The following is a 14,719-nucleotide window of genomic DNA, read 5'->3' on the forward strand; positions in this document are numbered from 1 at the left end:
CATGGCGTTTACCGATCCGTTTATCCGTCGCCCGGTACTGGCCAGCGTGGTCAGCCTGCTGATCTTGCTGCTGGGCTTCCAGGCCTGGAACAAGCTGCAGATCCGCCAGTACCCACAAATGGAAAACGCCCTGATCACGGTAACCACGGCTTATCCCGGGGCCAACGCCGAGACCATCCAGGGCTACATCACCCAGCCGCTGCAGCAAAGCCTGGCAAGTGCCGAAGGCATCGACTACATGACCTCGGTGAGCCGGCAGAACTTCTCGATCATTTCCATCTACGCGCGCATCGGTGCCGACAGCGACCGGCTGTTCACCGAGCTGCTGGCCAAGGCCAACGAAGTGCGCAACAAACTCCCTCAGGACTCCGAAGACCCAGTGCTGAGCAAGGAGGCTGCCGATGCCTCGGCGCTGATGTACGTGAGTTTCTACAGCAAGGAAATGAGCAACCCGCAGATCACCGACTACCTGTCACGGGTCATCCAGCCCAAGCTGGCCACGTTGCCAGGCATGGCCGAGGCGGAAATTCTCGGCAACCAAGTGTTTGCCATGCGTATCTGGATCGACCCGGTGAAGCTGGCCGGCTTCGGCCTGTCGGCCACCGACGTGACCAATGCCGTACGCCGCTACAACTTCCTCTCTGCTGCCGGTGAGGTAAAAGGCGAATACGTGGTTACCAGTATCAACGCCAGTACCGAGCTGAAGTCGGCCGAAGCGTTCGCCGCCCTGCCGGTCAAGACCAGCGGCGACAGCCGCGTGCTGCTGGGCGATGTGGCGCGGGTAGAGATGGGCGCAGAAAACTACGACACGGTCAGCTCGTTCGACGGCACGCCATCGGTGTATATCGGCATCAAGGCCACCCCGGCCTCCAACCCGCTGGAAGTGATCAAGGAAGTGCGGCGTATCATGCCTGAGCTGGAAAGCCAGCTACCCTCGGCGCTGAAGGTGTCGATCGCCTACGACGCCACGCTGTTCATCCAGGCCTCCATCGACGAAGTGATCAAGACCCTCGGTGAAGCGGTATTGATCGTGATCGTGGTGGTGTTCCTGTTCCTCGGCGCCCTGCGCTCGGTGCTGATCCCGGTGGTCACCATTCCGCTGTCGATGATCGGCGTGCTGTTTTTCATGCAGATGATGGGCTACTCGCTCAACCTGCTGACCCTGCTGGCCATGGTGCTGGCCATCGGCCTGGTGGTGGACGATGCCATTGTCGTGGTGGAGAACATCCACCGGCACATGGAAGAAGGCAAGTCGCCGTTCGACGCGGCACTGGAGGGCGCCCGCGAGATCGCCATGCCGGTGGTGTCGATGACCATCACTCTGGCCGCCGTGTATGCACCCATCGGCTTCCTCACCGGGCTCACAGGGGCCTTGTTCAAGGAGTTCGCCCTGACCTTGGCCGGGGCGGTGGTCATCTCCGGCATCGTGGCCCTCACCCTGTCGCCGATGATGTGCGCCCTGCTGCTGCGCCAGGAGCAGAACCCCAGCGGCCTCGCCCATCGCCTGGACAAGATCTTCGAGCGCCTGAAGGTGCGCTACCAGCGCCTGTTGCACGCCACCCTGGATAGCCGCCCGGTGGTGCTGGTGTTTGCGGTGATCATCCTGTGCCTGATCCCGGTGCTGCTCAAGTTCACCCAGAACGAACTGGCGCCCAACGAAGACCAGGCCGTGATCTTCATGATGAGCAGCTCGCCGCAGCCGGCCAACCTCGATTACCTCAACGCCTATACCGACGAGTTCACCCCGCTGTTCAAGGCCTTCCCCGAATACTACTCATCCTTCCAGATCAACGGTTTCAATGGCGTGCAGACGGGTATCGGCGGCTTCCTGCTCAAACCCTGGAACGAGCGCGAGCGCACACAGATGGAGCTGTTGCCACTGGTGCAGGCCAAACTGGAGGAAATCGGCGGCCTGCAGATCTTCGGCTTCAACCTGCCCTCCCTGCCCGGTACCGGTGAGGGCCTGCCGTTCCAGTTCGTGATCAATACCGCAGGTGACTACCCGGCACTGCTGGAAGTGGCCCAGCGCATCAAGACCCGCGCCCAGGAGTCGGGCAAGTTCGCCTTCCTCGACATCGACCTGGCCTTCGACAAGCCCGAAGTGGTGGTCGACATCGACCGGGCAAAAGCAGCGCAGATGGGGGTGTCGATGGACGCCTTGGGCGGCACGCTGGCAACCTTGCTGGGCGAGGCGGAAATCAACCGGTTCACGCTGGAAGGGCGCAGCTACAAGGTGATAGCCCAGGTCGAGCGGCTGTACCGTGACAACCCCGGCTGGCTGAACAACTACTACGTGAAGAACGACCAGGGCCAACTGCTGCCGCTGTCGACCCTGATCACCCTCACCGACCGCGCCCGCCCGCGTCAGCTCAACCAGTTTCAGCAGTTGAACTCGGCGATCATCCAGGGCGTGCCCATGGTCAGCCTGGGCGAAGCGCTGAAGACGGTGCAGGACATCGCCCGCGAAGAGGCCCCGGAAGGCTTTGCCTTCGACTACGCCGGCGTGGCCCGCCAGTACGTTCAGGAAGGCAGCGCGCTGTGGGTTACCTTCGGCCTGGCACTGGCGATCATCTTCCTGGTGCTGGCAGCACAGTTTGAAAGTTTCCGCGACCCGCTGGTGATCCTGGTGACGGTGCCATTGTCGATCTGCGGGGCGCTGCTGCCGCTGTTCCTGGGTATATCGAGCATGAATATCTACACCCAGGTCGGGCTGGTGACCTTGATCGGGCTGATCAGCAAGCACGGTATCCTCATCGTCGAGTTCGCCAACCAGCTGCGTGAGGAACGCGGCCTGAGCGTGCGCGAGGCGATCGAGGAAGCGGCGGCGATTCGCCTGCGGCCAGTGCTGATGACAACGGCGGCAATGGTGTTCGGCATGGTACCGCTGATTCTGGCGACCGGGGCCGGGGCGGTCAGCCGTTTTGACATCGGGACGGTGATCGCCACCGGGATGTCGATTGGTACGCTGTTTACCTTGTTTGTGCTGCCTTGTATCTACACACTGCTGGCGCACAGGGCGGTGGCTAAAGAACCTGCTGTAGCCTGATCCGGCCTCTTCGCGGGTAAACCCGCTCCCACAGGTACTGCACAGGTTCCGTACCTGAGCTTTACCCGTGGGAGCGGGTTTACCCGCGAAGAGGCCGGTGAGGCAGACACAAAAAAGCCAGAGGCCCCGCGATTGCGGGGCCTCTGGCGTTTCTAGCTCACACCGGGTTCAGCCAAATGGCCGCAACCCTTGACGCAGACCAAACAGGAACAGCAAAAGGTCCTGATCCGGCGCGACCTGTGCCTGCTGCTGCGGTTTCGCTTCCCGCGGCAACGCGCACTGGTCGGCCATCTCAGCCTTGCTGAACACGGTCGGCCTCGGCTCTTCCCAGGCAGCCACCGCCACGGTGGTCACGGCCAGGCCGGCTACCAGGAACAAAGCTCGAGCTATTTCTAGTTTCATTACCCTAACCCTTTGACAGCGCTGCCAAACGCCATCTTGTAAAAGTAGAGCAACGTCTGCCATTCCGCGTCATTGAGCGACGAATGGCGGCGCAGCTGGCGCAGGTCGTTACCTGCCGCACGCTGGCAACTGATACGCCGCCGGCACTTTTCCAGGTCCAGCAGCGCCACTTCGACGCGCGCTTGCTCGCCTTCGCCAATCACCTTGATGAATACGTGCTTGCCATACAGGCAGCCGTGCTGCCAGTGCCCCAGGTGCATGCGCGCAAGGTTGTCCGCCAGGTCCTTGAGCATGCGCTCATGCACAACCTGCGGGTAACGCTCACGGGCACCTTCGGCATGCCAGTTGTCGAGTTCGATAAACCCGTCCAATGCTTCGCTCACCAGCAGCGCACGCCATTGGTGGTCGGCATCGCGTTCGGCACCACAGAAGACGATGCGCGGTACACGCACGCCCAGTTGCTCGAAGCTGTTCAGCGCATCGAGTTCACGCAATACGGTCGGTCGGCCAAAAGGGTGCAGCAGGCTGCGGTAGATATGCCCGACCTGACGCTTGGCATACAGCAGCTTGCCATTGGCATCATTGAGACGTTGCACACCACTCTCGCCACCGCGGCGCTGGTTAGGTTCCTCCACCCACTCGCCTTGCTGGCGCCAGTAAAAATCGAACCGCGACTCCCCTTTCTGGGCTACAGCCATCAAACACTACCCCTTACGCAATACGTAAACCCGCCACATGGCATAGAACGGCAGGAAGTCGAGGCGTTCCTGGATTCTGAAGCCTGCGGCCCTGAATTCTTCTTCGACCGTTTCGGCCGGTAACACAAAACGGTTCTGGTAATTGTCCTGGTCAGCCTTGGTACTGCGACGCTCTTCGAGTTTTTTTCGGCGCCAGGCCTTGAAGTTGCCATCCACCCACAGGGACAGAATCACACTATCACGGCTAACCCGCTGAAATTCCGAAAGAATGGTCTTTCTGTGGGCGGATTCGCCAATGTGGTGGAACAGTCGCATACAGAAAATGCTGTCCACCGAGTTGTCCGGCAGGTCAATGGCAAACGCAGAAGTCTGCAAAGGGCGTACCCGTGCCACCACTTCTGGCGGTTGCGCGGCGCACGCTGTCTCGATCATCGCTTCGGAGTTGTCGGCACCGATGATTACCCGATTGGGTTTTTCTGCCAGCAGCGGCCAGAAACGGCCAGCACCGCACGGCAGGTCCAGTACCAGGCCAGGCTCGCCAGCCAATGCCAGGGCGCGACGCGCCAGTTGCTCATCTCGCTTGTGGGAAAGGCGTCGCGCCAGGCCGTCCTGGTGCTTGAGAAAGTACTCACGCGCATGGTCTTTGTCGTACTTCTCGGAAAATTCAAGCTTGATGGGGCTACGCATTGGGCATCTCCTGACTCCAGTGCCGCTCACCTTAGGTAAGCAAGCGTCGGAATCAGGTCATGCCAATGTGAAAAAAATGTTGCGCGCCAATTGACCTGTTACAAACCATTACTCGGCCATGCCGTCCAGGTCGCCTTTGGCCGCGGTATTGCTCAGGTCGACCTGGAAGCGGCAACCATGCGGCAAGGTAGACGTGAGGGTAACGCGCCAGCCCTGGTCATCACAGATCCGCTGCACCAGCGAAAGCCCCAGACCCAGGCCCTCGCCGCGCCGCTCGTCGCCGCGTACAAATGGCTTGAACATGGCCTCGCGCTGCTCTTCAGGGATACCCACACCGCTGTCCTCCACACTGAAGCCGTTGGCTTCCAGGCTCAGGCGGATATAGCCGCTATCGGTGTAGTGCGCAGCATTGCGCAGCAGGTTGCCCATCACCGACTGCAGGAACGTGGCGTTGTACAGCACCGGGCTCGCGCTGACGCGGCCATCGAAGTACAGGGTCAGGCCCTTTTGCTCGATGGTGTCGCGCCACACGCCGATCAGCTCATCAGCCACTTCGCGAAGGGTCGCCTGCGAGGCCACCGCGCCCTCGTCACGCTGCGCACGCGCCAGCATCAGGAAGGTCTTGACCAGCTCGCGCATCTCTTCCGTGGCCCGCGCCACGCGCTCCACCTGGCTGCGCGCGCGGGTGTCGAGATTGGGGTTTTCCATCAGCAGTTCGCAGGAGGTTGCCAGCACCATCAACGGCGTGCGCAGCTCGTGGCTGACATCACTGGTGAACAGCCGTTCGCGGGTCAGCGCATCGCGCAGGCGGCCCAAGGTATCGTCGAAAGCCACTGCCAGCTGGCCGACTTCGTCTGCGGCGTAGTCCGGTGCCAGCGGCGGGGCCAGGCCCAGCAGCTGGTCGCGGTGACGCACCTGGCGGGCCAGGCGGATCACCGGCGCCATCACCCGGCGCGCCACCAGCCAGCCGAGGATGACGGCCAGCACCAGGCTGAGCACGAAGCCCACCACCACCACCGCGAACAGCACGCGCTCGCGTTCTTCGAAGTCGCTCTGGTCCTGCAGCAGTACATACCGGCGGCCATCGACGATCTCGACCATGGCGTGGTACGACAGCTGGTCGCGAAACACCTCGTGGAAGCCTCGGTCGAGGTGGCGCAGGTCCTTGGGCAGCTCGAAGTCGTCACGCCCGCCGCTGAAGTAGAACAGCTGATCGGGGCGTGGCCGGTGGCTCCAGTCGCTGACGCTGTCCATGCGCAGCAGGCGCTGCAGGTCACCGCCCAATACCGAGGAAATCAACCGCTCTTCGACCAGGTGCACAGTGGCAACGATGCCGAAGGCGAACGCCCCGGCCACCAGCGCGCTCATCAAGGCAAAGGCGATGATGATGCGCTGGGCAAGGCTTTGCTTAAACTCCATCGCGGCCCTCGGCGAGGCGATAGCCGACGCCATGCACGGTATGCAGCAACGGTTTTTCAAACGGTTTGTCGATCACCTGGCGCAGCTGGTGCACATGGCTGCGCAGGCTGTCGCTGTCAGGGCAGTCGTCGCCCCACAAGGCTTCTTCCAGCACTTCGCGGCGCAACACGTGCGGGCTTTTCTGCATCAACACTGCCAGCAGCTTGAGGCCGACAGGGTTGAGCTTGAGCAGGCGCCCCTGGCGGGTAACCTCCAGGGTGTCGAGGTCGTAGCTGAGGTCGGACACCTGCAGCGTACGGCGCCCGCCGCCCTGGGCTCGACGCAGCACCGCTTCGATGCGCGCCGCAAGCTCCGACAGCGCGAACGGCTTGAGCAGGTAGTCGTCGGCCCCGGAGCGGAAACCTTGCAGTCGGTCGTCCAACTGGTCGCGGGCGGTAAGCATGATCACCGGGGTGTCGCGGCGGGCGTCTTCACGCAGGCGCTTGCACAGGGTGTAGCCATCGATGCCGGGCAGCATGATGTCCAGCACGATCAGGTCGTAGTGTTCGGTGGCAGCCAGGTGCAGGCCGGACAAGCCATCTTGGGCGCAGTCAACGGTGTAGCCCTTCATGCCCAGGTAATCGGCCAGGTTGGCCAGGATATCGCGGTTGTCTTCAACCAAAAGAATGCGCATCGGTTTCTCCTGTGCGGCGCTTCTCGCTGTGGTGCGCGGCAGGCGCAGCTTAAGGCCTATGCCTGCACGGTGCCAGCCCCCGGAGAAATTCACCGCACTTGACGGTTTTTTCACTGATCCTTCACGGACACAGGATAGCGGGCGGCCGACAATGTCCGATCTTTTTCGTGCCCTGGAGCCGTCATGCAGCAACGAACCCGCCCTCGCCCGATCAATTACTGGCTGTACCTGGGCATACCCTTGGCGACCGCGCTGGCCTTGATCCTGCTGGAGCTGACTTCGGTCGACATGGATGTGGCCAACCTGTTCTTCGACCCCGCTGCCGGGCAGTTCATTGGCCGCCACAGCTACCTGCTGGAAAACATCCTGCACGACCGGGTCAAGCAGGTGGTGATCTTGCTGGGGGTGTTGTCGCTGCTGATGTTTACCGCCAGTTTCTTCTGGAAGCACCTGTTCGGCTGGCGCCGCGAGCTGGGCTGCCTGGTGCTGGCACTGGGCCTGTCCACGGCGTTTGTCACGCCGCTGAAAAAGGTGACCCAGGTGCAGTGCCCGTGGAGCCTGACCCAGTTTGGCGGCACCGAAACCTACAGCAAGTTGCTGGAGCCACGGCCGGCCACCGACAAGCCAGGGCTGTGCTGGCCGGGTGGGCACGCAGCGACCGGGTTCTGCCTGTTCGGCCTGTTCTTCATGCTGCGTGATCGCAAGCCACGGTTGGCGCGGGTGGCGTTCGTAGTGGCATTGGTAGCCGGATCGGTGCTGGGTGTGGGGCGGATGATGCAGGGCGCCCACTTCTTGTCGCACAACGTGTGGACAGCGGTGTTCTGCTGGTTGATCGGGTTGGGGTCGTATTACCTGGTTCTGTATCGGCGGGGCGTGGTGGAAGCGCCAGCTGTCGAGCGTAGCGTCGCCTGACAGAGGGGCCGCTTCGCGGCCCATTCGCAGCACAAGACTGCTCCTACAAGAGTACGCGTCGGTGCCGGACTGTACGCGATACCTGTAGGAGCAGCCTTGTGCTGCGAAGAGGCCCTCACAGGAAAATAAAAAGCCCCGGCTCTCACGAACCGGGGCTTTTTAATGGTGCAGGGGGTAAGGCTGGCTTACATCATGCCGCCCATGCCACCCATGCCGCCCATGTCTGGCATGCCGCCGCCAGCTGGGGCTTCGCTCGGAGCGTCAGCAATCATGGCTTCGGTGGTGATCATCAGACCGCCAATCGAAGCAGCAGCTTGCAGGGCCGAACGGGTGACCTTGGCTGGGTCCAGGATGCCCATCTCGATCATGTCGCCGTATTCGCCGGTAGCAGCGTTGTAACCGAAGTTACCCGAACCTTGCTTGACCTTGTCAGCGACAACGCTTGGCTCGTCGCCGGCGTTGGCAGTGATCTGGCGCAGCGGCGCTTCAACAGCGCGACGCAGCAGGGCGATACCGACGTTCTGGTCTTCGTTGTCGCCTTTCAGGTCAACGATCGCATTCAGGGCGCGAACCAGGGCAACACCACCGCCAGGCACCACGCCTTCTTCAACGGCTGCACGGGTAGCGTGCAGGGCGTCTTCAACGCGGGCTTTCTTCTCTTTCATTTCAACTTCGGTGCCGGCACCGACCTTGATCACGGCAACACCGCCAGCCAGCTTGGCCAGACGCTCTTGCAGCTTCTCACGGTCGTAGTCCGAGGAAGTCTCTTCGATCTGGGCACGGATCTGCTTGACGCGAGCCTGGATGTCATCTTCAACGCCAGCGCCGTCAATGATGGTGGTGTTTTCCTTGGACAGGATGACGCGCTTGGCGTTACCCAGGTGCTCCAGGGTAGCGGTTTCCAGGGACAAGCCGATTTCTTCGGAGATGACCTGGCCGCCGGTCAGGACAGCGATGTCCTGCAGCATGGCCTTGCGGCGGTCGCCGAAGCCTGGTGCCTTGACCGCTGCAACCTTGACGATGCCGCGCATGTTGTTGACTACCAGGGTAGCCAGCGCTTCACCTTCAACGTCTTCGGCAACGATCAGCAGTGGGCGGCCGGCCTTGGCAACGGCTTCCAGAACTGGCAGCAGCTCACGGATGTTGGAGATTTTCTTGTCGACCAGCAGCAGCAGCGGGCCTTCCAGCTCGGCAACCATGGTGTCCGGCTTGTTGACGAAGTACGGCGACAGGTAGCCACGGTCGAACTGCATGCCTTCTACGACGGACAGTTCGTTATCCAGGCCCGAGCCTTCTTCAACGGTGATCACGCCTTCTTTACCGACTTTTTCCATGGCTTCGGCAATGATGTTGCCGATGGAGTCGTCAGAGTTGGCGGAGATGGTGCCTACCTGGGCGATGGCCTTGGAGTCGGCGCATGGCTTGGACAGGTTCTTCAGCTCGGCAACAACGGCGGCGGTAGCCTTGTCGATGCCGCGCTTCAGGTCCATCGGGTTCATGCCGGCAGCGACGGCTTTCAGGCCTTCGTTGACGATGGCCTGAGCCAGAACGGTAGCGGTGGTGGTGCCGTCACCGGCAGCGTCGTTGGCCTTGGAAGCAACTTCCTTGACCAGCTGGGCGCCCATGTTTTCGAAGGCGTCTTTCAGCTCGATTTCTTTGGCGACGGAAACGCCGTCCTTGGTGATGGTTGGCGCGCCGAAGCTCTTGGCCAGTACCACGTTACGGCCTTTCGGGCCCAGGGTCGCTTTTACCGCGTCAGCCAGAACGTTGACGCCAACCAGCATTTTCTTACGAGCGGAATCGCCAAACTTTACGTCTTTAGCAGCCATGATCGTTTAATCCTTGGAATTCTTTGGAGTAACGGGAAGTCGGGGAAATCAGCCTTCGACAACGGCGAGGATTTCGTTCTCGGCCATGACCAGCAGGTCTTCGCCATCGACTTTCACGGTGTTGCTGCCCGAGTAAGGGCCGAATACCACTTTGTCACCCACTTTCACGGCCAGCGCGCGAACTTCGCCGTTGTCCAGGATGCGACCGGTGCCGACGGCAACAACTTCGCCGCGGTTTGGTTTTTCAGCGGCCGAACCCGGCAGGACGATACCGCCAGCGGTTTTCGATTCTTCTTCGCTGCGACGGATGACTACGCGGTCATGCAGAGGACGAAGCTTCATTGTCGATCTCTCCCAAATTGTGGTTTTCATCGGCCGGTATCGACACCGGCGGGTTGATGCTGTCCGGCGTTGCCGGGAAGTGGCCCGCGATGGGCGAACCACTTGTGTAATGTCTGGCGTTGCCACCAGAAACCTTGCGGTGACCACATACATGAGGCCGCCAGATTCAATTACAAGGCTTGATATACAAAATTTTTGATCCGGCTGAAAAGATCGGGGCCGCTTGCGCGGCCCCGGAGGTTTTACTTGTCGCGGCGCTCATACTCGCCTTCGATCACGTTCGGGCGATGGCCGCCATCACGCGGCTGCGCCTGGAACGGGTCATCCTGAAACGCACGTTGGCGCAGGGCCTGCGCCTCGGCACGCTCGCGCATCTTGCGCGCGGCCAGGCGGCGGGTGAACGGCAGCAGGCACAGCAGGCCCAGCACGTCGCTGATGAAGCCTGGCAGCAGCAGCAGGCCGCCACCGACTGCCAGCATCATGCCCTGGAACATGTCCTCGGCGGGCAACTCGCCGCGCTGCAGGCTTTCACGGGCGCGCAGTGCGGTGGCCAGGCCGGCCACCCGCATCACCAGCACACCCAGGGCGGAGCCAGCGATGATCAGCAGCAGTGCCGGGAAGAAACCGATTGCCGCGCTGACCTTGACGAAGACGAAAAGCTCCAGCACAGGAAAAATCAGAAACAGCAGTAGAAAAGCACGCATCAAGGGTTCCTCGACGGAAGATAACCTTCCAATAAGACCTCAAATGGATGCCGACGCTCCGGATTTCAACCCTCGACTTGCGTCGCATGCGGCCATTGGTCGGCCCGAGCCAGCAAAACCAAGGCCTCCCGGACTTGTGTCGGCGTGTTGCAAGTGGCCGGAAAGGGCAGCCAGTGCACGGCCTGACCAATGCGAAGGTGCATGCCTTCGCTGTCGACCCCAGCCATCTGCGCCGGTGCATGCCGTGGCAGGTCGGTCAGTTCGACGTAGTGAGCAATAGCGTTGGCGTGATCGCTGTTCATATGCTCAACCATGCTCGCCTCGGCCTTGCCGGCGAACGGGTTGGCCAAGGTCACCTGATCGAGCCAGTGGATCGCGCCAAAGCCACCAATGTAGCGGTGACGCACTGGCTGCAGCACCCAAAAGTCGAAGTCGTGGGCCTTGTGGTAGTTGGCGGCGTCCGGGAAATAGCGGTAGTAGCGCTCGGCAGCCGCTTCGACAGCAGCCTCGTCGACCAGCTTGTGCGCTTCGGCCATCACGGTCAGGCGCCCTACGGCCTGCACATCCTCAGCCTCGCGCTCACCCACCAGCAGCGAACACTTGGGGTCTTTCTGCAGGTTGTGGGTGTGCTGGGCGATTCGGCTGATGAGGATCAGCGGGTTGCCGTTGGCATCGAGGCAATACGGCACGACCGAGCCGAACGGGTAGCCGGGCATCGACTTGGAATGGGTCGAGAGCACGCCGCGGTATTCCTTGAGGAGCAATTCCCGGGCTGGGCGGATGGCGTTGGTACTCACTTGAGGGCGGCTCCTGGCGGCAGACTGGATGGGCACAAGATAGCATTATCAGGCCCACTGCCAATGGGGCTGCTGCGCAGCCCCCTGCGATCTACCAGGTAACGCCGAACCCTGCGGTGTAGCGGGTCTTGTCCAGGTCGCTTTCACGCGTGCCGGTAATGATGTCCTTCTCGGCCTTGAGGTTGAGCGAGGCCCACTCGGTGACCTTGTAGCGCAGGCCAACCTCGGCATCCAGCGAGTAGTCGGCCACGCCGCCCAGCGGCTTGGCGAACTCGCCATTGGTGAACAGCTGCACGTTCTTGCCGATCAGGTAGCGGGTGTAGTCCCACTTCACCGCCGCGGAATAGAAGTTGTCCTTGCCGCCATCCTGGTATTCGAAGTCGGTACGGTTGATCAGCGAGCCCAGCGAGAACGCCCCCAGCTCATCGTCCCAGAACTGGTAACCCGGGCCGGTACCGACGGTGCGCTGGCGGGCCAGGTCTTCGATGCGGTCACGCTTGTATTCGGCACGCCCCTGCCAGAACCACTTCTCGGTGATGAAGCGGTCCAGGGCGTACTCGGCGCTCCAGTTGTCGGTGGTGGTGACGTCGTCCTTGGTCTCGCGGTTGTATTCGCCTTCGGCATTGTGCCGCCAGCGGCCATGGCGAGCGGTAGTCTTGAAGCCTACGTCGTAATCGTCGGTGTCGTTCTCGGCACGCTTGTAGTCCAGCGCCACATCGACGTTGCCTTTCCACACGAAGTCCTCGACCAGCGGCTTGGGCTTCATGATCTGCTCGATGCTGGCCAGTTCCACGGTCTTTGGCGCTTCGCCATTGGCCAGCGTTACCTTGCCAGGCTCGGCGGCTTTCAGCGACTTGGCTTTTTCACCGGTGTAGGCGTCTTGCTTGACCAGCATCTCCTGGTCGCTTTCCAGGGTCTGGACCTCTTTCCAGTCCAGCGCGATGGAGCCGCCATAAGGGGTTTCCAGCAGCAGCTTACCGCCGTCGAAGACTTTGATCTTGCCGCTGAGCCGGTCACCGTTCTTCATCCACACGGTATCGGCCAACACCGGGGAGGCGCACAAGGAGGCAGCTAGCAGGCACAACAAGGATCTAGAATACATAGGCGGACTACGGGTTCGTTTTGACAAAAAAGCCGGGCATTATCCAGATACCGACGACCAGAGCAAGGACAGACCGGGCATACGCCGTTGAGTTCAACTCTCATTTGCCGAACCACCGGTCCAGTTTCATCTACAGCCCAAGGGGGGCCTGATGTCTGATGGATACGAGCACGCCCTGGACAGCGCCGAGGGCCGACGAACGGTGCTGTATTCGGTACTCGGCCAGGTGCCGCCCGGCAAGGTGGTGAGCTACGGCCAGCTGGCCGAGCAGGCGGGGCTGGGCCGCGCGGCACGCTGGGTTGGCCGCACGCTTGGTCAGTTGCCGGCAGATACCCGGCTGCCATGGCACCGGGTGCTTGGCGCAGGTGGGCGGTTGAGCCTTGCATCAGGGACGCCGTCAGGGGATGAACAACGGGCGCGTTTACGCGCGGAGGGTGTGAATGTAACCAACAATCGTGTGGATATGACGCGCCATGGCTGGCGCCCAATGGAGCACAGCGGTTAGAGTGCGCGCTTTGTTTTCGCAAACTTGAGGCAGATGTTGGCCCATGCCCCGTAAAACCTGGCGCGCTGCGCTTGCTGCCTATGCCAGCCCGTCAACCTTGGTACTTTTGCTGCTTGGTTTCGCCGCCGGCCTGCCCTACATGCTGGTGTTCTCGACCCTGTCCGTGTGGTTGCGCGAAGCTGGCGTTGCCCGTGAGACCATTGGTTACGCCAGCCTGATTGGCCTGGCTTACGCCTTCAAGTGGGTGTGGTCGCCGCTGCTCGACCAATGGCGCCTGCCACTGCTCGGCGGCCTGGGCCGACGACGGTCGTGGTTGCTGCTGTCGCAAGCACTGGTGGTGGTCGGGCTGGTTGGCATGAGCCTGTGCGACCCGCAACAGCACCTGTCGTGGTTGATCGCCATGGCGGTGCTGGTAGCGTTCGCCTCTGCCACTCAGGATATCGCCGTCGACGCGTATCGCCTGGAAATCGCCGACGACCAACGCCAGGCCGCGCTCGCCGCCAGCTACATGGCCGGCTACCGGGTGGCAGCGTTGCTCGCCACGGCCGGCGCGCTGTTCTTTGCCGAGTGGTTCGGCTCCACCGGTTTCAGCTACCTGCACAAAGCCTGGGCCGGCACTTATGTCATGTTCGGGGTGATGATGCTCCCCGCCCTGTTCACCACGCTGGTCATGCGCGAGCCGCCAGTGCCCATGCGCACGCAGTTGTCGGCAGCGCGCTACGGCCTGGTGCACCAGTTGGCGTCGGTGTTCGTGCTGATCATCCTGCTGGTATCGGTACCGGCCAGCTTTACCCAGATGTTCAACACCGGCTGGTCCAGCGTCATTTCCGGTGACGCAACGCCACTCGACCTGCTGCTGGAAGATCGCGCCTTCCTGCGCCTGATCCTTTATGTGCTGCTGAGCTGGGCGTGCCTGTCCAGCCTGGGCCGTCGCGGCCTGGCCCCGGTGCTGACCCCGGTCAACGACTTCATCACCCGCTACCGCTGGCAGGCCCTGTTGCTGCTTGGCCTGATCGCCACGTATCGCATGTCGGACACCGTGATGGGCGTGATGGCCAACGTGTTCTACATCGACATGGGCTTCACCAAGGACCAGATCGCCAGTGTCAGCAAGATCTTCGGCCTGATCATGACCCTGGTCGGCGCCGGGGTCGGCGGCCTGCTGATCGTGCGCTTCGGCATCATGCCGATCCTGTTCATCGGCGGTGTCGCCTCGGCCGGTACCAACATCCTGTTCCTGATGCTGGCCGACATGGGGCCGAACCTGGAAATGCTGGTGGTGACCATCTCGCTGGACAACTTCAGCTCCGGCATGGCCACGTCGGCCTTTGTGGCCTACCTGTCGAGCCTGACCAACCTGAAGTTCTCGGCGACGCAGTACGCGCTGCTCAGCTCGATCATGCTGCTGCTGCCGCGGCTTATCGGCGGGTATTCAGGGGTTATGGTGGAGAAGTTCGGCTACCACGATTTCTTCCTGATCACCGCATTGCTGGGCGTGCCTACGCTTATCCTGATCGCGCTGCAGTGGCGTCAGGAGGCTGGCCGGGGTACGCCGGTGGCAGAGGACAGTTCAGCGGCCGAGCGGCCCTGAAAGAACCCTATC

General features: G+C 61.9%; 14 protein-coding genes. 4 read left to right on the forward strand and 10 right to left on the reverse strand.

Features of this window, described 5'->3' with window-relative positions; all coding sequences use genetic code 11:
• The first annotated feature begins 1 nt into the window (after position 1).
• The gene (locus WF331_RS07980) at positions 2-3,046 is read left to right on the forward strand and encodes a multidrug efflux RND transporter permease subunit (protein WP_340622794.1); all 3,045 of its coding nucleotides are present in this window, start codon (positions 2-4) and stop codon (positions 3,044-3,046) included.
• A gap of 168 nt (positions 3,047-3,214) precedes the next feature.
• Here the strand turns inward: WF331_RS07980 and WF331_RS07985 are convergent, their stop codons facing one another.
• The 5 genes from WF331_RS07985 to colR form a co-directional block, all read right to left on the reverse strand.
• Positions 3,215-3,448 (reverse strand): hypothetical protein, encoded by a 234-nt coding sequence (locus tag WF331_RS07985; protein WP_016498076.1) that lies wholly within the window; start codon positions 3,446-3,448, stop codon positions 3,215-3,217.
• The gene (locus tag WF331_RS07990) at positions 3,448-4,146 is read right to left on the reverse strand and encodes a lipopolysaccharide kinase InaA family protein (RefSeq protein ID WP_016498075.1); all 699 of its coding nucleotides are present in this window, start codon (positions 4,144-4,146) and stop codon (positions 3,448-3,450) included. Before WF331_RS07990 ends, WF331_RS07985 begins: the two co-directional genes overlap by 1 nt.
• 6 nt (positions 4,147-4,152) lie before the next feature.
• The gene (locus WF331_RS07995; RefSeq protein ID WP_284360544.1) at positions 4,153-4,833 is read right to left on the reverse strand and encodes a class I SAM-dependent methyltransferase; all 681 of its coding nucleotides are present in this window, start codon (positions 4,831-4,833) and stop codon (positions 4,153-4,155) included.
• A gap of 108 nt (positions 4,834-4,941) precedes the next feature.
• Positions 4,942-6,252 (reverse strand): sensor histidine kinase, encoded by a 1,311-nt coding sequence (locus WF331_RS08000; RefSeq protein ID WP_016498073.1) that lies wholly within the window; start codon positions 6,250-6,252, stop codon positions 4,942-4,944.
• The gene (colR, locus tag WF331_RS08005; protein WP_016488935.1) at positions 6,242-6,925 is read right to left on the reverse strand and encodes a two-component system response regulator ColR; all 684 of its coding nucleotides are present in this window, start codon (positions 6,923-6,925) and stop codon (positions 6,242-6,244) included. Before colR ends, WF331_RS08000 begins: the two co-directional genes overlap by 11 nt.
• A 183-nt stretch (positions 6,926-7,108) precedes the next feature.
• Between colR and WF331_RS08010 the strand changes: the two genes are divergently transcribed.
• Complete coding sequence (locus tag WF331_RS08010) at positions 7,109-7,837, forward strand: phosphatase PAP2 family protein (protein ID WP_016498072.1); 729 nt, start codon at positions 7,109-7,111, stop codon at positions 7,835-7,837.
• A 185-nt stretch (positions 7,838-8,022) separates the two neighbouring features.
• Here the strand turns inward: WF331_RS08010 and groL are convergent, their stop codons facing one another.
• From groL to WF331_RS08035, 5 genes are all read right to left on the reverse strand, one after another.
• On the reverse strand, positions 8,023-9,666 hold the full coding sequence (gene groL, locus WF331_RS08015; protein WP_016498071.1) for a chaperonin GroEL: 1,644 nt from the start codon (positions 9,664-9,666) through the stop codon (positions 8,023-8,025).
• 48 nt (positions 9,667-9,714) lie between these two features.
• Positions 9,715-10,008, reverse strand: coding sequence for a co-chaperone GroES (locus WF331_RS08020; protein WP_016488938.1), 294 nt, complete (start codon positions 10,006-10,008; stop codon positions 9,715-9,717).
• Positions 10,009-10,250: 242 nt separating this feature from the next.
• Complete coding sequence (locus WF331_RS08025; protein ID WP_061202727.1) at positions 10,251-10,712, reverse strand: FxsA family protein; 462 nt, start codon at positions 10,710-10,712, stop codon at positions 10,251-10,253.
• A gap of 65 nt (positions 10,713-10,777) precedes the next feature.
• The gene (locus WF331_RS08030; RefSeq protein WP_016498069.1) at positions 10,778-11,509 is read right to left on the reverse strand and encodes a HugZ family pyridoxamine 5'-phosphate oxidase; all 732 of its coding nucleotides are present in this window, start codon (positions 11,507-11,509) and stop codon (positions 10,778-10,780) included.
• A gap of 91 nt (positions 11,510-11,600) precedes the next feature.
• Positions 11,601-12,611 carry a DUF481 domain-containing protein gene (locus tag WF331_RS08035; protein ID WP_041167566.1) on the reverse strand — a complete coding sequence of 337 codons (1,011 nt, stop codon included), beginning with the start codon at positions 12,609-12,611 and terminating at the stop codon, positions 11,601-11,603.
• Between the two features lie 151 nt (positions 12,612-12,762).
• Here WF331_RS08035 and WF331_RS08040 point away from each other — a divergent pair, with 151 nt between their 5' ends.
• Both WF331_RS08040 and WF331_RS08045 read left to right on the forward strand, forming a co-directional pair.
• Entirely contained in the window at positions 12,763-13,116 is a 354-nt protein-coding gene (locus WF331_RS08040) for an MGMT family protein (protein WP_016498067.1), read from the forward strand.
• Positions 13,117-13,159: 43 nt separating this feature from the next.
• Complete coding sequence (locus WF331_RS08045; RefSeq protein WP_016498066.1) at positions 13,160-14,707, forward strand: AmpG family muropeptide MFS transporter; 1,548 nt, start codon at positions 13,160-13,162, stop codon at positions 14,705-14,707.
• Positions 14,708-14,719 lie beyond the last annotated feature (12 nt).

Origin of the sequence: Pseudomonas sp. YNh (assembly GCF_037993085.1) — a bacterium.
Taxonomy (GTDB): Bacteria; Pseudomonadota; Gammaproteobacteria; order Pseudomonadales; family Pseudomonadaceae; genus Aquipseudomonas; species Aquipseudomonas putida.